Consider the following 19,999-nt stretch of genomic DNA (forward strand, 5'->3'; position numbering starts at 1 on the left):
ATTAAATCAAAATGTGGTTTTAGACAAAAGTATTTTTTTATGCGGAAAAACTGTTATGCGATCAGGATTTTAACGTGTTTTTTAGATTTGATTAAAGTTTGAAAATAAAATTAACTGCAATTTTTAAGAACCCCTAACAATTCGACCAAACTTACCACCGCATAAGTTGAAGAATAATCAGAAACTGCATAAGGCAAAATAAGGCTGTTGTTGTGAATAATAGAACCACAAGAATAAACAACATTTGGAACATAACCTTCGCGCTCATCTTCAAGCGGTGCGAGCAAAGGTTCTTTAAGTCTTCCAATTTCTTTTGAAGGATCATCAAGGTCAAATAATGATGCACCAATGCAATAACGACGCATGGTGCCTACGCCATGTGTAATGACAAGCCAGCCTTCTTCTGTCCAGAGCGGCGAACCGCAATTTCCTATTTGAGTGAATTCCCATGTGTATTTAGGCTCCTGCAAAAGAATAGGATTGTTCCATTGCGTGGCTCTTTCGGAGTACATGATATAATTGTTGACACCGTCAATTCGGGCAAGCATGGCATATTTGCCTTTTATTTTTTTTGGAAATAACGCCAAATTCTTATTTTGAGCTCCTTCTCCATGAAGAGGTAAAACCCTAAAAGAATAGAAATCTTCGGTTGAAATTAATTTTGGCAATATTGCGTGACCATTATAAGCAGTGTACGTAGCCATGACGCGAGTTGAATTGTCGTCATCTGTAAAGCGAACAAAACGTGCATCTTCAATTCCACGGCTTTCCGATTCGGAAATCGGAAAAATAACGCGCTCCGTTATATCAGAATCATGACTGAATTGCACATCATAAAAAGAATTTGCAAGCCAGACAATTTCTTCAAGAGCAGTTCTTCTTTCCTGACGAATTGAAGGATCGTTTAAAGCAGTTTTTACCATATTTTTTAAAACAACAAATTCAAATGCATCTGGTAAATCCTGCATCATTTGGTCAATATATTTGTCTGAGGTATGCATTTCAGACAATTTTCTTTGAAAACGTTCTTTGTTTAATAACGTTTTATGTTCAATTTCGGCCTTGTCAATTTGATTTCCAATTTTCATTATTTGGAGGTTATTATCCTTGTCCAAAATTCCTCTTCTAAAAACAATTGAAGAAATATGACCTTCACCAGTTGCTCGAAACGAAATAATAACACGTTTTTCACCGACTTCAAGACCAGATTGATCAAAATCTTCTATGATAGATGGATTAAAAATAGCGGCAGATTCAATTGCGTATTCCATTGTGCAATACGAACCAATGAGCATTTTTCGATTAAGTGACATGGCTTCATAATCAATTTTCAAAGCTTCAATAAGCGGTTTGACCTTCTCGCAGTGCTTAAAAAATATAGCCGAAATATTTCGATGCCTTCTGGCAAATTCACGAAGTGTCTGTTCTAAAGTATCATAAACCTGTTTCTCATCGAGCGTCATTATCCTAATAATCATTTGCTGGGTTCGTTCGTCGCCATTCATGAAATATCGGGCAACAACTCTTCTGGAATCTGGGGTAAATTTTATATTTTTTCGGATTACTGAAACTCGCATAGTTTTACTTTTTTTTAATTACAATAATGAGTGCCGTTAGTAAAATTATTTCGGGGATATTGTACAATTTGCTTAGAAAGTATAGAATACAACTGTTTAAATAAGAAAAATATTGTGTCATATTCTTTAGTATAAACAAGTTAGTGATTTTGTGAATGAAAAAAAACTTTATTTTTAAAATTTTAGCATCTTAGGCTGGAGATTAGTGGTAAATAAGTTCAAAATATATTTCTTAAAAAGATTAAAAGGCGACCTTTCACTCTGCGTAGAAAAAAGAAACATTTATCAAGAAGATCTTTTAAGAATTAAATTGTATACCAAAAAAGTACTATCTGACACTCTGTAGAAAGAATTGATAAGTATTTGATGGGGTATTTTATGGATTATCAAGTTTAAACCTTCGCAGAAAAAATTAACTTTAGCAGTAAAAAAATAAAGAAAATTTAAAAAGTAAATGTTTTAGAAATGAGAAAAATTATAATGTTGTGTTTTGTTTTTTTATTTATTGGAAAAACGATGGCGCAGGAAGTACCGCTTTTGTCCAATATTGCAGCGCGAAATAATATCAACTTAAACGGAAAGTGGCGCTATATTGTCGATCCACTTGAAAATGGGTATTATGATTATCGTTTGATGCCTTTAAAAGACAATGGTTTTTTTGAAAATAAAAAATTCAATACCACTGAACTTTCAGAATATAATTTTGCAACCTCAGCAACTATGGATATTCCGTCAGACTGGAATTCGAAAGACGAAAGATTGTTTTTTTATGAAGGAACAGTTTGGTTTCAAAAAGACTTCACTTATAAAAAAGATGCTCAAAGCAAAGGAATTCTTCATTTTGGAGCAGTAAATTATGATGCGAAAGTGTATGTAAACGGAAAATTAGCTGGAACTCACGTAGGTGGTTACACGCCTTTTAATTTCGATATAACCAATTTGCTAGTGGATGGAAATAATTTTGTAGTAGTTAAAGTAGACAACAAACGTCATAAAGATAATGTTCCGACAGTTAATATGGATTGGTGGAATTACGGTGGAATTACGAGAGACGTTACTTTGGCACAAGTTCCAAATACTTATGTTGAAGATTATCTGGTTCAGTTAGACAAAAAAGAAAAAGGAAAAATTTCTGGCTGGGTGAAACTGAATAGTGAAACGGCAAATCAAACGGTTTCGATTTCTATTCCCGAATTAAAAATCAAAAAAGACATTACGACTGATGATAAAGGAATGGCGTACTTTGAAATCAAAGCAAATCCAGTTTTATGGACGCCAGAAAAACCAAAATTATACGAAGTTAAAGTTAGCAAAGCAGATGAAAATATTGTAGATAAAATAGGTTTCAGAACTATTGAAACGAAAGGAAAAGAAATTCTTTTAAATGGAAAAAAGGTTTTTTTACGAGGAATCAGTATTCATGAAGAAGCACCATTTAGATCCGGAAGAGCTTGGTCTGAAGAAGATGCGTTTACATTGTTAACTTGGGCAAAAGAAATGGGCTGTAATTATGTTCGTTTAGCACATTATCCGCACAACGAAAACATGGTAAAACAGGCAGAAAAAATGGGATTGATGATTTGGTCAGAAGTTCCAGTTTATTGGACAATTTCATGGACAAATCCGGGTACGTATGCCAATGCTGAACGTCAATTGCATGATATGATTTACAGAGATAAAAATAGATGTGGAATTGTAATTTGGTCTATTGCAAATGAAACACCGCATGGTGACGATAGAGATGTTTTCTTGAGTAAATTGGCAAAATACGCACGTACACAAGACAATTCACGTTTAATAAGTATGGCGATGGAAGTGACTAAAAGTCCGAACAACGTTAATACGCTTCAAGATAACATGAATGAATATGTAGATATTGTGAGTTTTAATCAATATTTAGGTTGGTACAGAGGAACGAACGAATCGTGTAAAGACATGAAATGGGTAATTCCGTATAACAAACCAGTTATTGTCAGCGAATTTGGCGGCGAGGCTTTGCAAGGTTTGCATGGCGATAAAAAAGAACGCTGGAACGAAGAATATCAGGAAGAATTATACATTCAAAATACGCAGATGTTTAATCGAATTGAAGGTTTAGCGGGAGTTTCGCCATGGATTTTAGTTGATTTTAGATCACCGAGAAGACAATTGCCAAACATTCAGGATTTCTTTAATCGAAAAGGTTTGATTTCCAGCAACGGAATTAAGAAGAAAGCTTTTTATGTGATGAAAGATTGGTACGCACAGAAAGAGAAAGAATATAAGAATAATTAAAAAACAGCTGTAATTTATTCTAACACATAGAAACATAGATTTAGGAGGCGCAAAAAAAAAAGGCGTTTCACTTGTTTAAAAAACATAGTTGGCTATGTGTTAGAAACTAGTTTCTTTTTAAACTCTTTTCGATAAATAGATATCTATGTTTCTATGTGTTGAAAAAAAAATATGGATTACAGCCAACGATCTAAAAACAATTTAAGATAAAGTTTAAAACCTTCAGAATCGTTGAGATTTTGAAGGTTTTCTGTTTTTGCGTATTTTTAACTGAAAAAATATACAACTTGTATGGAAATAGAAATTGTAATCAGGCTTCTTTTAGCGGCGTTTTGGGGAGCTGTTATTGGTGCTGAAAGAGAATATAGAGGAAAAGCAGCAGGTCTTCGAACTACAATAATGATTTCTGTAGGAGCCTGTTTTTTTACCTTAATGTCAGAATGGATTGGCGGGCCGGGAAACCCAGATAGAATTGCTTCTAACATTGTAACGGGTTTAGGTTTTTTATGTGCAGGCGTAATTTTCAGATCAGATAATCATGTTTCCGGTATTACAACTGCCGCGACAATATGGTCGGTTGCGGCGGTGAGTATGGGAGTAGGAGCGGGTTATTATTTTGCTTCGGCCTGTGCTGCGCTGATGATTCTTCTGATATTAACGCTTCTTACGTTTCTTCAAGACAAGATTGACCTCAGCAATGAACATAAAATCCTTAGAATAACATTTAATCGAACGAATAATGGTTATGAAAGATGCAAAGAATTATTTTCTGACCATTCCATAAAATCAAAATTAGTTGTCCAACGCCGTAATCTGGATCATATTACTTTAGAATGGCAAGTTCATGCTTCTAAACATTCAATGGAATCTTTGTCTGCAGCACTTTTGCAGGATCCAACTTTTGAGGAATTGGTGTTGTGATGTAGAAGTTTAAAATTCAATAAAAAGAGCTTTTCATAGAAAGGAGATTATTTAATTTTAAACGTATTTTTGCAGACCGAAATCAAAATCACTCATGATAAAAATTAATCAAACGGATTCATTCGCTTTTGAAGATATATTATTCTGTTTTGCTTTAGAATCTGAAGCGGCAGAAGTTTTTAAAGAAAATAATGTAGTATTCACCGGAATTGGAAAAGTAAATGCCGCTTATGAATTGACAAAAGCAATTCAAAACAAAAAACCTTCAGTAATTATAAATCTCGGTTCAGCGGGAAGCAGCTGTTTCCAAAAAGGCGAAGTAATTTGCTGTACGCAATTTGTTCAAAGAGATATGGATGTTCGCGGTTTGGGTTTTGCACAATATGAAACACCTTTATCTGGTTTGCCAACCGTTCTTAAATACGGCTTGCTGATGGATGATTTGCAAGAAGGAATTTGTGGAACTGGTGATAATTTTGAAATGGGGCATTGTTCAGATGCGTACAATGTTGTCGATATGGAAGCTTATGCTTTAGCCATGATTGCCATGAAAGAAAATATTCCTTTTTTATGTCTCAAATATATTTCAGATGGTGCTGATGATAATGCAGCCGAAGACTGGACGGTTCAAGTTCACAAAGCAGCAATTGCTTATGGCAAACTTTTAGGATTAATATAAAAACATAAAACCCTTAACGCGATTGTTAAGGGTTTTATGTTTTTCTAACTTTTTATTTCACCAAATAATTAACTTGATCAGCTTCGCAAAGTCTAAAATAACCTAAAGCATAATCATCATTATTTTTAGTATTTACAATGTTTCCTCTAATATTTCCCGGTGGTACCATAAACGGATTTGAGTTTGATGCTTCTAAAATTAATTTCATATAATTGAAGAAGTTTTTAGAAACACCGCGATGTGTAATTTTTAAGGTATTTCCAGGCTTCATATCTTCATGAGAATATCTCGTGCTTATTTCGTTTCCGTTATACAATTCATCATTAGTGATTTCGTATTCTGGATAAATTAGAAATTCACTCTGATAATCTGTTATATAATAATTGGCTTGATCAATTGGATCTTTATAATAAAAAGTCACTTCAATGACATCTTCTCCTCCAAAATCAGGAACAATTTTTTGCTCTACTTTATCGATTGGAGTTGCAGATGTCAGTTTTTCAACGGCGGTCAAGCTTTTTCCTTCTGCTTCAATAAATAATTTATACTCCATGTTGAGAACTGGAACAAAGTTAGTGCAAGTATAAACACCAGCTTCGGTTTGATTAAAAGTAAAAACATCGCCATTGCTGTTTTCAACTCGTACAATTGCTCCCGAAACTTTTGGCGTTGAACCATTATAATAAGAAGCTGTCTTGGTGATTTTTATAGTTTGTTGACTGCCGTCGGTTCCTTTTTTCCAAATGATCTCGGCATCGATTACTAATTTTGGATCAGCAGTATCCAGATCCAGATTTACAACATCTTCACATGAAGTGAAAAACAGCATAAAAAGCAGACTCATTAATGCCAATGTTTTGTTCATTACAGAATATGTGTTTAATTTTTTCATAGCATTAAAATTTAAAATTATAAGAAACCCCAGGTACAATTCCGAAGATCGAAAGTCTTCTGGTTTCATTTGCTCCTGTATCTTCATTGGTTGTAAAACTCATCGACGCCGCATTTTTTCTATTATAAATATTGTAAATACTGAATACCCAATAGCTTTGCCAGCCTTTCTTTTTGTCTGGCTTTGGAGTATAAGTCGCCGCAACATCTAAATGGTGAAAAAGAGGTAATCTGTTTTCATTACGTAAAGAATAATTGGGAACATGAACACCGCCAAATTCATAATAACCGTTCGGATACGTCACCGGCTGACCTGACTGCAATGTGAAATTTCCATTAAAAGACCATTTCGGATTCAATTCATAACTTCCCACAATACTCAAATTATGCAACTTGTCGTAGCCAGATAAATACCAGTCGCCATTTGCAATTCCTGGTTCTTCGGGAGTTCTTCCCGGCGTTTTTTGTTCTGCGCGCGATAAAGTGTACGAAACCCAACCAGTGAATCTTCCGGTGTTTTTTCTAAACAATAATTCCATACCATACGATCTGGCTTTTCCGGTCAGAATAACTTGTTCGATATTATTATTTGCCAAAATATCGGCACCATCAATATAGTCGATACGGTTTTGAACATTTTTATAAAACAATTCTCCTTCAAAAGAATAATCATTGTCTTTAAAATTTTTGAAATAACCCATCGCGTATTGATCTAAAAGTTGTGGTTTAGTAAAAGGCCCGCTTGGTGTCCAAATATTCATTGGCATTGGTGACTGCGTATTCGATAAAATATGAATGTACTGCGCCATTCTGTTATAACTTGCCTTTACAGAAGTGTTTTCATTAAAAGCATAAGACAATGCAGCTCTTGGCTCAAAGTTGCCAAAATTACTGATCGTTTTTCCGCTTCCATAATATACAGAACCTGTTGGAGTTCCTTCTTGGTAAATTTTATATAACGGATTATATACAACTGCCTGATTGTTTTCGTAAGTACTTATTTCTTCAGAACCTAAACGATAAAACATGCTGTAACGAAGTCCATAACGAAAATTCAGTTTTTCTGTAATTTGATTTTCAAAATCAATAAATGCAGAAGTTTCAAAAGCATATTTTTTATCCAGTTGTTTGTAATTAAATGGAGAATCAGAACTTGTTGGCTGTACAATTCCAGGATTAAAATTGTAATATTGACCGTCAATTCCGTAGTTGATTTTGAATTTATCTGATAGCTGATAATTCCAAACATATTTGAGCCCGTAGCTACTAATCTTGCTGTCCCATTCAAAATTTTCCGATGAAATCCCTAAATTGAATTTATAATCGCTGTAAAAAGCAGATAAATTGCTGTTTAAACGATCAGAAAAGGAATGTTTCCAGCTTAGAATACCCATTGTATTTCCGTATTTACTGGAGAAACGATCGTTAATATCAAAAACATCATTTCCAAAATAACCAGAAAACGCAATGGTATTATTGGCATTAAAACGATAATTTAATTTCGCATTTAGATCATAAAACATTGCCGAGTTTTTATTGTCAGCCAATTTCATGAATACATGCGCGTATGAAGTACGACCAGAAACTATAAAAGAACCTTTTCCTTTTTGAATGGGGCCTTGAACCAAAAGTCGGCTGGAAATAAGACCGATTCCTCCATTTACTTTATAATTTTCGAAATCTCCAGTTTGCTGTGTAACATCTAAAACAGAAGAAACACGTCCTCCAAATTTTGACGGAATTCCTCCTTTGTATAAATCCAGACCATTTATGATATCAGCATTAAAAATCGAGAAAAATCCAAACATATGTGAATCCGCATAAACAGGAGCACCATCTAAAAGAATCAAGTTTTGATCTGCTGCGCCTCCGCGGACATTAAATCCTGAAGAAGCTTCTCCAGCATTTGTAACTCCCGGCAAAGTTAAAATTGATTTTAAAGGATCAGGCTCGCCCATTGCAACTGGAATTCTTTTAATTTCCTGCATCGAAAGCCTGTTGACACTCATTTGAGTATTTTTAATATCAACCGCTTTATTGCCTGTGACAATTACTTCGCCTAATTCTTCACTGTCAGATTCTATGTTGAAATTGATTGTAACATCATCAGAAACGCTAATTTGTCTTTCCTTATTCTTAAAACCAACGTAGCTGATTGAAACCGTATAATTTCCATTTGGGATTTCAATGCTATATCGTCCGTTTACATCCGTTACGGTGCCAATTTGTAAGTCGTTGATATAAATATTGGCACCAATAACAGGCTGTTTTTCATCATCGAAAATCTGTCCTTTTAACTTGCTTTTTTTTTTAGCCGATTTCTGATTTTGAGACTTCTGTTTCACAAAAATATTATTGCCTACAATCGAGAATTGCACAGAGGTAATTTTGTTCAATTCAGAAATAAGCTTTTCAACTTCGACTTGTTTAAAAGTGGTTTTCTTGGTAAAATACTTTTGATTTGTGTCAATTTGATCTGTAAAAGCAAATTTGAAATCGGTTTGATTTTCAATTTGTTTGAAGAATTCTTTTAAGGTTACATTTTGATCTACAGTTACCGTAATCTTTTGGGCAGAGACACATAAGCTGAATAAAAAAAAGCATGCTGAAATTATATGCTTCATGAAATTTTGTATTTTTGGATTATTATTATATGGAATAACTTCGTGTTATCCTGATTATAAGGAGGATGTGTAGTTTCGCGGCTTGCATCCTTTTTTCTTTTTCTACTGAAAAGTAATCTGTTTTAAATCTTCATTTATTTCAAAGTTTAGGTTATACATTTCTGATATTAATTGTACAATTGTTTTTAAATCCTCTTTTTTATTAATTCGGATTGTGATTTTTGGTCCATATTTTCTTTCGGAAGAATCACTTTATAGCCATAATTTTCTTCGATGTAAGTACTTAAAGCACTTAGTTTTTCATTGTCAAAATCGATAAATCGGGTAAATTCGGCAATTGTTGCAGTTTCATTTCCGTACGTGAATTTTTCGCCCGGTTTTAAAATCCATTTTTGATTGTTGCCTTTTACATTCATCTGAACGCTTCCTTCATAAAGTTCAACAGTAACTTCTTTTTTGTCTGATTCTTTCACAATAAATGAAGTTCCTAAAACGGTAGTCGTCGTTTCATTGCAGAAAACCTGAAATGGATGCTTTTTGTCTTTGGTAACTTTGAAATAAGCCTGACCAATAAGTTCAATTTTTCTGTTTAAAGCAAAATTATTGCCATAAGTAATTTTAGAATTCGGACTTAATTCAACTTTCGAATCATCTGGCAAGACAACATATTTTATTTTTTGAGTAGAATTTTCAATAACATTTTCAGCCAGAACAACATTTTCTAGTTGAGGTTTAGTATTGAAATAAAGCCCAGTTCCAATAAGAGCAAATACTAAAACTGCTGCAGCGGCATAATAACGCCAAGGTGCAGTTTTCTTTTTCTTACCGGCAAAAGTTTTTGAATGGAATTTTTCCCAAGAAGCTTCTTTATCACTTTCTGAATGTGAAGCTGGAGTTTGGTTCCATAATTTTTTAAACTCTTCGTCAAAGTTGTCTTTATCCATGATTTCTTGTGGTTAAATTATTTGGCAATGAAATCCTTGTTTATTAAAAACACCATAAACCATTTCCTTGATGTCTCGGTTGGTTTCGATTCGCAGAATTTTTTCACGACTTTCCGAATCAAATTTTATGATACAATCGGAAATAATGAATTGCAAAAGTGCTACAAGCAAGCTTGCATCTTTTTTTGTTTTTACATTGGTTTTGTACGCTTCGATATGCATTTTGAGGTCTCGTTTTTATATATAACAAACGAGAATGGAAAAGTTCCTAATGCTCTGCGATTTTTTTTCGAATAAATTTACTGGCAAGATAAATATGATTGGCAATGGTCTTTTCAGAAAGATCCGTAATTTCTGCAATCTCTTTATAACTAAGGTTTTCCAGTTTGTGTAAAGTAAATATTTTTTGTTGCTGTTCAGGAAGCTGATTTATGAAAGCGTATAATTTTTCTTTTCTTTCATCAAAAATTACTGAATCAGATTCTTCTTCCAGAACGTCAATTTGAAAAGTATCAAGCTGTACTATTTTGTTTTCTCGGTTAATATGATTGAGAATGATGTTTTTGCAAATGGTAAATAATTGTCTGTCAAGCAAAACATCTTCGTTGAGCAGTTCTCTTTTATTGTAAAGACGTAAAAAAGTTTCTTGAACAAAATCATCGGGAGTTAAAACAGAAGAGTCAAATCGTTTGGCAATGCTTATCAGCTTGTCATAGTAATTGAAATACACCTCTTTGAAGGCGTCTTCATTACCTTTTTTCAAACTTAATATAAACTTTTTATTGTCCATAACGAAAATATCGCGACTAGCTTTTTTTAACTAGTTTAAACTCATTGGCCTCAATATTATTGCATTCAAAAAGTTGCTAATCGCAATTATGAATGTAATAAGTTACAAAGTACCGGAATTAAATTTTATATTTTGACGCAATTGTGGGGAAATGTTACAGTTTTTCGAATATTCTTTTATTGATTTTTTGGTGTGTTTTAAAAGTTTTGAAGTAGAAGCATTATAAATTTGATTTATCATATTGGTTTGGGTTTTATGGTCTTTTCAAGAAAAAAGGAAATTCGGGATAGTATTAGTGAATTTAAGGATGCAGGTTATTTTGCTGGTACTCTTAACTTTGAGTAAATCAAAAATAAATTATTATGAGTTCTGACACTTCTAAATTCGATAAATTATTAAATGGTTCTTCAGAGTATGGACATGTGAGCCATCAACCAGATTCTAGTAAAGAAATTCAAATCAACACGCCTGAAAAGACAATGCCTTTTTCAGATCAGATTGGAAATTATCAGCGAAACAAAGGAATCCCTTTAAAATCTTATAAAGACAGTAAAATTTATATTGTCGGAAGCGGTATAGCAGGAATGGCGGCTGCGTATTATTTTATTCGTGATGCGCACATTCCTGGTGAGAATATTATTTTTCTTGATCAGCTTCATGTTGATGGAGGATCACTTGATGGCGGAGGAAATGCTACAGACGGATATATCATCCGTGGAGGACGAGAAATGGATATGACGTATGAAAATCTTTGGGATATATTTCAGGATATTCCAGCTCTAGAGTTGCCAGATCCTTACAGTGTTTTAGACGAATATCGTTTAGTAAATGATAACGATCCCAATTATTCTAAAGCAAGATTAATTCATAATCAAGGGCAAATTAAAGATTTCAGCAAATTTGGATTGGAGAAAAAAGACCAGCTTGCTATTATAAAACTGTTGCTTAAAAAGAAAGAAGAATTGGATGATCTTACCATTGAAGATTATTTTAGCAAATCGTTCTTGGCTAGTAATTTTTGGTTTTTTTGGCGAACTATGTTTGCTTTTGAAAATTGGCACAGTTTATTAGAATGCAAATTGTATATGCATAGATTTCTGCATGCGATCGACGGAATGAAAGATCTTTCGTGTTTGGTTTTCCCAAAATACAATCAGTACGATACTTTTATTACACCTCTACGAAAATTTCTTCAAAGCAAAGGTGTCCAAATTGATTTGAATACGCTAGTTAAAGATTTGGATATTCATAGTAATATCGAAGGTAAAGTTGTCGAGGCAATTATTACCGAAAAAAATGGCAAAGAAGAAAGAATAACTGTTGGAAAAGGGAATTATGTAATTGCCACAACAGGATCAATGACAGAAGATACTTTTTATGGAGACAATAAAACAGCACCAATTATTGGTTTAGATAATAGCACCAGCGGACAAAGTGCGGGCTGGAAATTATGGAAAAACCTTGCTGCTAAATCTCCGGTTTTTGGTAAGCCTGATAAATTCTGTGGTAATATTGAAAAATCTTCTTGGGAGTCAGCAACACTAACTTGCAGACCTTCAGCTTTTGTGGATAAAGTAAAAGAGTTATGCGTAAATGATCCTTATTCTGGAAAAACAGCAACAGGCGGTATTGTTACAATTAGCGATTCCGGTTGGTTGATGAGTTTTACTTGTAATAGACAACCGCATTTTCCAGATCAGCCAGATGATATTTTGGTAATTTGGGTTTATGCTCTTTTTATGGATAAACAAGGAGATTATATTAAAAAAACAATGCCAGAATGTTCAGGAAATGAGCTTTTGGCCGAATTGGCTTATCATTTAGGTATTATTGATCAATTAGATAATATTGTTGAAAACACAATTGTACGCAGTTCCTTTATGCCTTATATCACGTCGATGTTTATGCCGAGAGCAAAAGGCGACCGCCCACAAGTTGTTCCAGAAGGTTGTACAAATTTAGGTTTAGTTGGGCAGTTTGTAGAAACCAATAATGATATTGTATTTACAATGGAAAGTTCAGTAAGAACGGCTAGAATTGCGGTTTACGAATTGTTGAACTTGAATAAGCAGGTTCCAGATATAAATCCGTTGCAATATGATATTCGTCATTTGCTAAAAGCGGCTCAGTCGTTAAATGATTACGAACCAATTGTAGGTGAGGGGCTTTTGAGAAAGTTTTTAAGAGGAACTTATTACGAACATCTCCTTGTCGAAAATGCCGAAGATGCCCACGAGCACGAATCATTTTTTACCGAGCAGTTGAATAAACTGAAAGGTTGGATAAGCGGAATTCGAGATTAAAAAAGCTTAAAATAATAGTTTAATAAAATGGAAATAGGGCATTGGTCTTGTTTCCATTTTTTATTTGCCTTTGCTGTATTAACAATTGTTATAGGTAATTATACTTTGAAAATGTGTATTTTTATGCATACCATAGTTTTTTCAGGACAATTTAAGCACTATTTAATGGATCAGACTTACGACAAAATAAGAGATACATTAGCCCATTTTGAGGTTGACTGCAATTTGCCTTATTATGTATCATCAGGCAAAAAGCAATTGGAATATCCTCAAAAATCCTTTAGAATGGATTATTATTCGCTATGTATTTGCACAGAAGGACAAATTACAGTTTCAATTGACGGACAACAATACCAAATAAAACAGTTCAATTTATTAGCGGCAAAACCGGCAACAAATATCTCTTTTCAAGATAAAAGCGAAGATTTTAGAATGAAACTGCTTTTTTTTGAAAAAGACTTTCTTCTTAAAAATATATCAGATCCGTTTATAATTGAAAAGTTGCTTTTTTTTGAAGATAGATTATTTGAAATAATACAGCTTGAGGAACAAGAGTCGAATAGACTAGTCAAACTAATGAAATACCTTGAGAGTAAAATTAATTTAGATCTCAAATTCAAAGAAGAAATAATAAGAACTTTAATCTTTAATCTGCTTTTAGAAATAGCTGAGTTTTTACCTGCTGAACAATCAGAAAACACTATAATCCAGAATAATCCAGGAAATACGTATTTTCAGTTTCTGAATTTGGTTATGGAAAATATAAGTCAGCATAAAAGAGTAAATTATTATGCTCAAAAACTACATATATCAAATAAGTATTTGATTCAGATTGTGAAAAAAGCTGTAGACAAAACCCCACACGAAATTATTGATTCTTATTTATTGAAAGAAGCTGTTGTTTTGTTAGGAAATCCATCGGTCAATATAAGTGATATTGCGTATCGGCTTCGATTCAATTCGGTTTCTGCGTTTGGGCGTTTTTTCAAAAAACATTCCTCCATTTCTCCCACAGATTATCGCCGACTTCAAAATATGTCGTAATTCTTTGTTATAGATGCGAAATGGTTTTATTCCTGCTCTAAATTATCAGCAGCAGAAATTTGATCCAATATATTGGTTTGGTTAGGCGAAATATAGTTTTTTACTTCAGGGTTGGTTTCTTTCTTAAAAAGAAGATCTAAGGCGTTATATAGTTTTAATAAAACATCTCTGTCTGCTTTTTCAATTTCTAAAGCAGTATTAAAATTAAAAACATAATTGTTAGAATTGCGTACTTCTACTTTTATGGTTTTTGATGTGATTTTAAATTTGACTATATCCATTTATAGATTACTTAGATTGTAAAATACTGTTTTAATGATGGTCATGTAAATATAACCACAATTCTGCTATAATTACAAAGTGTTATAAATAAAAAAAACATCACTATTGAAGTGATGTTTTTTACCTAGTAGCGAGGACGGGAGTTGAACCCGTGACCTCAGGGTTATGAATCCTGCGCTCTAACCAACTGAGCTACCTCGCCTGGACTGCAATCATCATGAATTCCTGATTGCGGGTGCAAAGATAGAAATAATATTAAAGCTCGCAAGCATAAAATGAAGAAAAAAAAATATTTTTAAAAACGCATTGTTTTTGGACATATATTCTTATATTTCGAAAAAATTAAACGCAGCACATGGATTCAAAAATACGTTACGAAATCGAGTTCCCGATCAATTCTTCGCCGCAATTATTGTATCAATATATATCAACGCCTTCAGGTTTGTCAGAATGGTTTGCAGACAATGTAAATTCAAGAGGCGAATTTTTCACTTTTATCTGGAATGACTCGCAAGAAAAAGCGCGTTTGGCATCTAAAAAAACTGGCGAAAAAGTAAAGTTTAAATGGGTTGATGAAAGCAGTAAGGATACTGAGTATTTTTTTGAACTGCATATTTTAGTAGATGAATTAACTAAAGATGTGTCACTTATGGTGGTTGATTTTGCTGAAAAAGAAGAAGTAGGAGAAGCTAAACAATTGTGGGAGAATCAAATCTCAGATTTGAAACATCTTATTGGTTCTGTTTAGTATAAAACTATTTTATCCCTTATATTTGCCCTGAACAAAATTCAGGGTTTTTTTATGATCAATTTTAACGGAAACATAGCACACGAAGAAAATATATTAACTCAAAATCGTGCTTTTTTATACGGCGATGGAGTTTTTGAAACAGTGAAAATTATAAACAATAAAATTTTGTTTGTAGAAGATCATTATTTCCGCTTAATGGCTTCAATGCGTGTTGTTAGAATGGAAATTCCGATGAATTTTACCATGGAATATTTTGAAGAACAAATTTTAAAACTAGTTCAGGAGAAAAATATTTCGGCATCAGCAAGAGCAAGAATTACTGTTTTTAGAAATGACGGAGGTTTGTATTTGCCAAAAACAAACGAAGTTTCGTATTTAATTCACGCAACACCTCTTGAAAATACTTTATATGCTTTAAATACTGCTGTTTATGAAGTTGATTTGTATAAAGACTTCTACGTGACCAAACAATTATTATCGTCGATTAAAACGACAAATAAAATGATTAACGTAACAGGAAGTATTTTTGCTCACGAAAACGGTCTGGCAAACTGTATTTTATTGAATGATACAAAAAATGTAGTCGAAGCGCTTCAAGGCAATTTATTTATGCTTTCAGGCAAAAAACTGATAACGCCTCCAGTTTCTGAAGGATGTTTAAACGGAATTATGCGCAAGCAAATTTTAGCCTTGGCAAAAAAAGTTGAAGGCATAGAAGTGGCCGAAGAAATAATTTCGCCGTTTGATCTTCAAAAAGCCGACGAATTATTCTTGACAAATGTAATCACAGGAATACAACCGATAACTAAATATCGAAAAAAAGAGTTTACAAGCAATCTAGCTCATTTATTAGTGCAGAAACTAAATGAATCCATTTCTGAAAATTAATTCAGATATGGATTTTCAGGTGCATTTGACCAAATAAGATAATCACCGCCAAGCTCAAGAATTTGTTCTTTCCAGAAATGCGTGGTCGATTTCCCGATAATTTTATTTTTGTAATTATTATCAGCGATGATCCAGGAGTTTCCTTGCATTTCATTTTCAAGCTGATTTTCATCCCAGCCAGTATAGCCTAAGAAAAAACGAATATTATTTTTACTAATAGATCCGTCGTTTATTAAGTCCTTTGTGGATTCAAAATCACCTCCCCAATAAATTCCATTAGAAATCTCGACACTATTCGGGATCAGTTCTGGAATATTGTGAATGAAATATAGATTGTCCTGTTCAACAGGGCCTCCGTTGTATATTTTAAAATTGGCATCAATCTCTGGGATTAAATCATTAATAGTGTATTTTAAAGGCTTATTAATGATAAATCCAATTGATCCTTCTTTGTTATGGTCTGCTAATAAAATTACCGATCTGTTAAAAGATAAATCTCCAATTATTGAAGGCTCGGCAATAAGCAGGTGTCCTTTTTTTAATTTTTCTGAAATCATACGGCTACAATTTTTATTAAATTTAATCATAAAATTTCGAACTGCCCAAAAAAAATCGTTAAACCGCACAAAAAAACCCTCCTAATGGAGGGTTTTAATTATATTATAAGTTTAGAGAACTTTCTTACTTAGTTCACTGCACCTTCTAATTCAGCTCCTGCTTTGAATTTTACTACATTTTTAGCTGCAATTTTGATAGTTTTTCCTGTTTGAGGGTTTCTACCATCTCTAGCTGCTCTAGCAGATACTGACCAAGATCCGAAACCTACTAATGAAATTCTTCCTCCTTTTTTCAAAGTAGTTCCTACATTTCCTAAAAATGACTCTAAAGCTAATTTTGCCGCAGCTTTTGTAATTCCTGCATCAGCAGCGATAGCATCGATTAATTCTGATTTGTTCATAATAATTAGTTATTAATTGTTGGTTAAAAAAAATTGTTAATACACAAATTTAGTAGGAAATCCGTTGCGTGCAAGTGTTTTCTTTAATTTTAGCAATAATTGTTAATAACTTGCTTTTTTTGTTCATAAAGCATGTTGTTTATCGATGAAAATCAGGTAGAAACCCCTGTTTTACTGAGGTTAATACACCTTTGCGTCATCAGAAAAAGTGATGCCATTCAAGATTTCTACTGCTTGCATTCTCTTTTTTCCAGGAAATTGCAAGCTCAAAAGCTGAATGAAGCCATCTTTTACTGCAATTTTGATTTCTTTTTTACTGCTAATCAGTTTTCCAGATTCATAAGAATGATTTTCTAAAACTAATTTTGCATCATAAATCTTAATGTTTAATTCCTCATTTTTATCTTTCAAAAAACACCAAGAAGCAGGATATGGACTTAAACCGCGAATTAAATTATTGATTTCACTGCCAGATTTTGTCCAGTCTATTTTACAATTTTCCTTGTTTAATTTATATGCAGTTTTGATTTCGTCATTGTCTTCTTGAATTGTTGTCGTTACATTTCCGCTTTCAATAACTTTCAAAGTGTCAATTACAGTTGTGCTTCCTAAATTCATTAAGCGGTCGTGCAATTGTCCTGCATTTTCTGATGGTTCAATCGCAATTTCCGAATTTAGGATCATCGCTCCAGTATCAATTTTGTCATCAATAAAGAATGTTGTAACGCCGGTTTTGGTTTCTCCATTAATAATAGCCCAGTTTATCGGTGCCGCACCGCGATAATTTGGTAATAACGAAGCGTGAAGATTAAAGGTTCCTAAACTCGGCATTTCCCAAACTACTTTTGGCAACATTCTAAAAGCAACAACAATTTGTAAATTGGCATTCAAAGCTTTTAATTCGGCTAAAAAACTTTCATCTTTTAAATTGGTCGGCTGTAATAAAGTAAGGTTGTTTTCTAAAGCATATTCTTTAACAGCTGAATATTTTATTTTTTGTCCACGACCAGCTGGTTTATCTGCAGCTGTAATAACGCCAACAACATCGTAATTGTTTTTGATAATGGTGTCCAGAATGCCAACAGCAAACTCTGGAGTTCCCATAAATATAATTCGTAATTTTTCCATTATGTTTTTAATGTGTATTTATTGTTTGCTAAAATAACGATGTGATTGTTTTCTAATAATTCCTGAAGAACTAAAATCACATCTTTAGCGTCTAGTTTTATTTGATTCTGAATTTCTCGCGAAGTTAAGGCAGTTGCTTTTAATAAGTGTAAAATTTTATCAGCAATAGAATCGGCTTCGGTAATTTTTCCTTTTTGCGTAATGCAATAGGAGCAAACGCCACAATTTGATTTTGTTTCTTCTCCAAAATAATCCAAAACTAATCGGTTCTTGCACGTTTTGTCTTCCTTTATATAATAAAGAACAGACGAAAGCTGATCGCGTTTCAGTTTATTCTGTTTTTCCAGATATTTCGAAACTCGGTTTATTGTCAAATCATCTTCACGTACTTCATTAAATAAAATAGTCGCGTCGTTATTTTTAGATTTATATTCTATAATGTCTTTCTCTTTTAATTTTTCTAAAACCCCCGAAACTTGTTCTTCCGTATGATTTGATTTTTTAGCAATAAGCGAAAGATTCAGTGGTGTTTTCATTTCGTGAACTCCAGGATATGTTCTTAGAATAGCCAAAATAATTTCTTCATCATTTGGATTCAAGCTCATATATCGAATCACTTCTTTTGATTCAATTAAAAACTGCATCGTCACTTTTTCCGAAAATTCCTGAGACATTGTAATGATTCCCTGCTGATTTAAAAATTGCAGAGCGTTATAGGTTTTTAAAGTAGGGAAGTCATATTTATTACAAAAGTGATTCAATTTAAAAGAATACGAATCGTCTAAACCTTCGCCGTAAGCAATCTGAAAATAATTGCAGAGCTTGACGTACATGGTTTTCAGGAATTTTTTATCTGGAAGAATGCTGATAAATTGCTGTTCCGTTTGGTTTGCATCAGAATTATTAAACAATAAAACCGAAAATGCTTTTTCGCCATTTCGCCCCGCTCTTCCTGATTCTTGATAATAATTCTCTAAGTTTTCTGGCAGTTGTGTATGGATAACCGTTTTTACATTGTCTTTATCAATTCCCATTCCAAACGCATTTGTGGCAACAATAACCTGCGCTTGCTCAGACATCCACAATTGCATATTTTTATCTTTTTCCTGAGATGAAAGTCCGCCGTGATAATATGTTGCTTTGAATCCTAACGATTGCAATTGAGTCGACATATTCAGACACGATTTCCTGTTTCGTACATATATAATAGAAGGCTGTGGATTTTTCTTCAGAATTTGTTCAACGCGATACAATTTGTCTTCAACTTCAAAAACCATGTACGCAATATTTTTTCTTTCAAAAGATTGCTGAAAAAGTTTGGTATCTTTTAATCCCAGTTCGGTTTTAATGTCTTCGACAACTCTTGGCGTTGCAGTTGCTGTTAAAGCTAAAAACGGAATTTTAGGAAAGAATTTTTTAAGTTCCGAAATTTTTAAGTAAGCCGGTCTAAAATCATGGCCCCATTGCGAAACACAATGCGCCTCATCAATAGCAATAAAATTTATAGGAAGATTTTTTATGCGTTCCAAAATCCAGTCCGATTGTAAGCGCTCTGGAGAAAGATAGAGGAATTTGTAATTTCCGTATTGGCAATTGTCTAGAAGATCAATAATTTCCTCGGTATGAATACCGCCGGTAAGCGCTATGGCTTTTATGTCTCTTTTTTGAAGATTCGCCACTTGATCTTTCATCAAGGCGATCAAAGGCGAAATAACCAAACAAATTCCTTCGCGCATCATGGCAGGAACCTGAAAACAAATCGATTTTCCGCCTCCAGTTGGCAGCAGTGCAAAAGTATCTTGCCCTTCTAAAACCGATTCAATAATTTCTTTTTGCAGCGGTCGGAAACTTTCGTGTTTCCAGTATTTTAAAAGAATTTCCTGTGCTTCCTGCATGGCCAAAGTGTTAAAGTTAAAAATTTAGAAATCAGTTTCTAGTTTTGCAA

At 33.4% G+C, this 19,999-nt stretch carries 18 protein-coding genes and 1 tRNA gene; 7 read left to right on the forward strand and 12 right to left on the reverse strand.

Going from position 1 to position 19,999, the window contains the following annotated elements:
* Positions 1 to 110 precede the first annotated feature (110 nt).
* Positions 111 to 1,577, reverse strand: coding sequence for a glycoside hydrolase family 130 protein (locus tag RB619_RS16310; protein WP_308099367.1), 1,467 nt, complete (start codon positions 1,575 to 1,577; stop codon positions 111 to 113).
* A gap of 465 nt (positions 1,578 to 2,042) precedes the next feature.
* Here RB619_RS16310 and RB619_RS16315 point away from each other — a divergent pair, with 465 nt between their 5' ends.
* The 3 genes from RB619_RS16315 (at position 2,043) to RB619_RS16325 (ending at position 5,451) form a co-directional block, all read left to right on the forward strand.
* The gene (locus RB619_RS16315) at positions 2,043 to 3,851 is read left to right on the forward strand and encodes a glycoside hydrolase family 2 TIM barrel-domain containing protein (protein ID WP_308099369.1); all 1,809 of its coding nucleotides are present in this window, start codon (positions 2,043 to 2,045) and stop codon (positions 3,849 to 3,851) included.
* A gap of 291 nt (positions 3,852 to 4,142) precedes the next feature.
* A complete protein-coding gene (locus tag RB619_RS16320; protein ID WP_308099371.1) occupies positions 4,143 to 4,772 on the forward strand; it encodes an MgtC/SapB family protein in 630 nt (209 codons plus the stop codon).
* 94 nt (positions 4,773 to 4,866) lie between these two features.
* Positions 4,867 to 5,451: a nucleosidase gene (locus RB619_RS16325; RefSeq protein ID WP_308099373.1), complete on the forward strand. Its 585-nt coding sequence runs from the start codon at positions 4,867 to 4,869 to the stop codon at positions 5,449 to 5,451.
* A 52-nt stretch (positions 5,452 to 5,503) separates the two neighbouring features.
* Here the strand turns inward: RB619_RS16325 and RB619_RS16330 are convergent, their stop codons facing one another.
* The 5 genes from RB619_RS16330 to RB619_RS16350 all read right to left on the reverse strand — a co-directional run bounded on the left by RB619_RS16330 (position 5,504) and on the right by RB619_RS16350 (position 10,700).
* Complete coding sequence (locus RB619_RS16330) at positions 5,504 to 6,343, reverse strand: DUF4249 domain-containing protein (protein ID WP_308099378.1); 840 nt, start codon at positions 6,341 to 6,343, stop codon at positions 5,504 to 5,506.
* A gap of 4 nt (positions 6,344 to 6,347) precedes the next feature.
* Positions 6,348 to 8,966, reverse strand: a complete 2,619-nt coding sequence (locus RB619_RS16335) for a TonB-dependent receptor (RefSeq protein ID WP_308099380.1) — start codon at positions 8,964 to 8,966, stop codon at positions 6,348 to 6,350.
* A gap of 185 nt (positions 8,967 to 9,151) precedes the next feature.
* Positions 9,152 to 9,910, reverse strand: coding sequence for a FecR family protein (locus RB619_RS16340; RefSeq protein WP_308099382.1), 759 nt, complete (start codon positions 9,908 to 9,910; stop codon positions 9,152 to 9,154).
* Positions 9,911 to 9,922: 12 nt separating this feature from the next.
* Positions 9,923 to 10,132, reverse strand: a complete 210-nt coding sequence (locus RB619_RS16345) for a hypothetical protein (protein WP_308099384.1) — start codon at positions 10,130 to 10,132, stop codon at positions 9,923 to 9,925.
* Positions 10,133 to 10,178: 46 nt separating this feature from the next.
* On the reverse strand, positions 10,179 to 10,700 hold the full coding sequence (locus tag RB619_RS16350; RefSeq protein WP_308099386.1) for a sigma-70 family RNA polymerase sigma factor: 522 nt from the start codon (positions 10,698 to 10,700) through the stop codon (positions 10,179 to 10,181).
* A gap of 362 nt (positions 10,701 to 11,062) precedes the next feature.
* On the opposite strand from RB619_RS16350, the gene RB619_RS16355 reads away from it, so the two are divergent.
* Together RB619_RS16355 and RB619_RS16360 are read left to right on the forward strand one after the other, a co-directional pair.
* Positions 11,063 to 13,003, forward strand: a complete 1,941-nt coding sequence (locus RB619_RS16355; RefSeq protein WP_308099388.1) for an oleate hydratase — start codon at positions 11,063 to 11,065, stop codon at positions 13,001 to 13,003.
* 123 nt (positions 13,004 to 13,126) lie between these two features.
* Complete coding sequence (locus RB619_RS16360) at positions 13,127 to 14,047, forward strand: helix-turn-helix domain-containing protein (RefSeq protein ID WP_308099390.1); 921 nt, start codon at positions 13,127 to 13,129, stop codon at positions 14,045 to 14,047.
* Positions 14,048 to 14,073: 26 nt separating this feature from the next.
* Here RB619_RS16360 and RB619_RS16365 read toward each other — a convergent pair whose 3' ends face one another.
* Together RB619_RS16365 and RB619_RS16370 are read right to left on the reverse strand one after the other, a co-directional pair.
* On the reverse strand, positions 14,074 to 14,328 hold the full coding sequence (locus tag RB619_RS16365; protein WP_308099392.1) for a hypothetical protein: 255 nt from the start codon (positions 14,326 to 14,328) through the stop codon (positions 14,074 to 14,076).
* A gap of 129 nt (positions 14,329 to 14,457) precedes the next feature.
* Positions 14,458 to 14,531: transfer RNA gene (locus RB619_RS16370), tRNA-Met, on the reverse strand.
* A 153-nt stretch (positions 14,532 to 14,684) separates the two neighbouring features.
* Between RB619_RS16370 and RB619_RS16375 the strand changes: the two genes are divergently transcribed.
* Positions 14,685 to 15,077: an START-like domain-containing protein gene (locus tag RB619_RS16375; RefSeq protein WP_026727620.1), complete on the forward strand. Its 393-nt coding sequence runs from the start codon at positions 14,685 to 14,687 to the stop codon at positions 15,075 to 15,077.
* A gap of 54 nt (positions 15,078 to 15,131) precedes the next feature.
* The gene (locus RB619_RS16380) at positions 15,132 to 15,968 is read left to right on the forward strand and encodes an aminotransferase class IV (protein WP_308099397.1); all 837 of its coding nucleotides are present in this window, start codon (positions 15,132 to 15,134) and stop codon (positions 15,966 to 15,968) included.
* On the opposite strand, the gene RB619_RS16385 is transcribed toward RB619_RS16380, so the two are convergent.
* From RB619_RS16385 to RB619_RS16400, 4 genes are all read right to left on the reverse strand, one after another.
* The gene (locus tag RB619_RS16385; RefSeq protein WP_144338807.1) at positions 15,965 to 16,525 is read right to left on the reverse strand and encodes a YqgE/AlgH family protein; all 561 of its coding nucleotides are present in this window, start codon (positions 16,523 to 16,525) and stop codon (positions 15,965 to 15,967) included. The genes RB619_RS16380 and RB619_RS16385 overlap by 4 nt on opposite strands.
* 128 nt (positions 16,526 to 16,653) lie before the next feature.
* On the reverse strand, positions 16,654 to 16,926 hold the full coding sequence (locus tag RB619_RS16390) for an HU family DNA-binding protein (protein ID WP_012022249.1): 273 nt from the start codon (positions 16,924 to 16,926) through the stop codon (positions 16,654 to 16,656).
* Positions 16,927 to 17,106: 180 nt separating this feature from the next.
* Positions 17,107 to 18,054: a methionyl-tRNA formyltransferase gene (gene fmt, locus RB619_RS16395; RefSeq protein WP_308099398.1), complete on the reverse strand. Its 948-nt coding sequence runs from the start codon at positions 18,052 to 18,054 to the stop codon at positions 17,107 to 17,109.
* Positions 18,054 to 19,949 (reverse strand): ATP-dependent DNA helicase RecQ, encoded by a 1,896-nt coding sequence (locus tag RB619_RS16400; RefSeq protein WP_308099399.1) that lies wholly within the window; start codon positions 19,947 to 19,949, stop codon positions 18,054 to 18,056. The genes fmt and RB619_RS16400 overlap by 1 nt, the downstream gene beginning before the upstream one ends.
* Positions 19,950 to 19,999 lie beyond the last annotated feature (50 nt).

It is taken from the genome of Flavobacterium sp. LHD-80 (genome assembly GCF_030929605.1).
In the GTDB taxonomy this organism is placed as follows: Bacteria; Bacteroidota; Bacteroidia; order Flavobacteriales; family Flavobacteriaceae; genus Flavobacterium.

Bases quoted from the DNA above. Each gene is read 5' to 3' on its own strand.
- RB619_RS16340 (WP_308099382.1), bottom strand. From the start codon at position 9,910: ATGGATAAAGACAACTTTGACGAAGAGTTTAAAAAATTATGGAACCAA.
- RB619_RS16335 (WP_308099380.1), bottom strand. From the start codon at position 8,966: ATGAAGCATATAATTTCAGCATGCTTTTTTTTATTCAGCTTATGTGTC.
- RB619_RS16310 (WP_308099367.1), bottom strand. From the start codon at position 1,577: ATGCGAGTTTCAGTAATCCGAAAAAATATAAAATTTACCCCAGATTCC.
- fmt (WP_308099398.1), bottom strand. From the start codon at position 18,054: ATGGAAAAATTACGAATTATATTTATGGGAACTCCAGAGTTTGCTGTT.
- RB619_RS16315 (WP_308099369.1), top strand. From the start codon at position 2,043: ATGAGAAAAATTATAATGTTGTGTTTTGTTTTTTTATTTATTGGAAAA.
- RB619_RS16390 (WP_012022249.1), bottom strand. From the start codon at position 16,926: ATGAACAAATCAGAATTAATCGATGCTATCGCTGCTGATGCAGGAATT.
- RB619_RS16320 (WP_308099371.1), top strand. From the start codon at position 4,143: ATGGAAATAGAAATTGTAATCAGGCTTCTTTTAGCGGCGTTTTGGGGA.
- RB619_RS16380 (WP_308099397.1), top strand. From the start codon at position 15,132: ATGATCAATTTTAACGGAAACATAGCACACGAAGAAAATATATTAACT.
- RB619_RS16365 (WP_308099392.1), bottom strand. From the start codon at position 14,328: ATGGATATAGTCAAATTTAAAATCACATCAAAAACCATAAAAGTAGAA.
- RB619_RS16325 (WP_308099373.1), top strand. From the start codon at position 4,867: ATGATAAAAATTAATCAAACGGATTCATTCGCTTTTGAAGATATATTA.
- RB619_RS16400 (WP_308099399.1), bottom strand. From the start codon at position 19,949: ATGCAGGAAGCACAGGAAATTCTTTTAAAATACTGGAAACACGAAAGT.
- RB619_RS16355 (WP_308099388.1), top strand. From the start codon at position 11,063: ATGAGTTCTGACACTTCTAAATTCGATAAATTATTAAATGGTTCTTCA.
- RB619_RS16350 (WP_308099386.1), bottom strand. From the start codon at position 10,700: ATGGACAATAAAAAGTTTATATTAAGTTTGAAAAAAGGTAATGAAGAC.
- RB619_RS16385 (WP_144338807.1), bottom strand. From the start codon at position 16,525: ATGATTTCAGAAAAATTAAAAAAAGGACACCTGCTTATTGCCGAGCCT.
- RB619_RS16375 (WP_026727620.1), top strand. From the start codon at position 14,685: ATGGATTCAAAAATACGTTACGAAATCGAGTTCCCGATCAATTCTTCG.
- RB619_RS16360 (WP_308099390.1), top strand. From the start codon at position 13,127: ATGCATACCATAGTTTTTTCAGGACAATTTAAGCACTATTTAATGGAT.
- RB619_RS16330 (WP_308099378.1), bottom strand. From the start codon at position 6,343: ATGAAAAAATTAAACACATATTCTGTAATGAACAAAACATTGGCATTA.
- RB619_RS16345 (WP_308099384.1), bottom strand. From the start codon at position 10,132: ATGCATATCGAAGCGTACAAAACCAATGTAAAAACAAAAAAAGATGCA.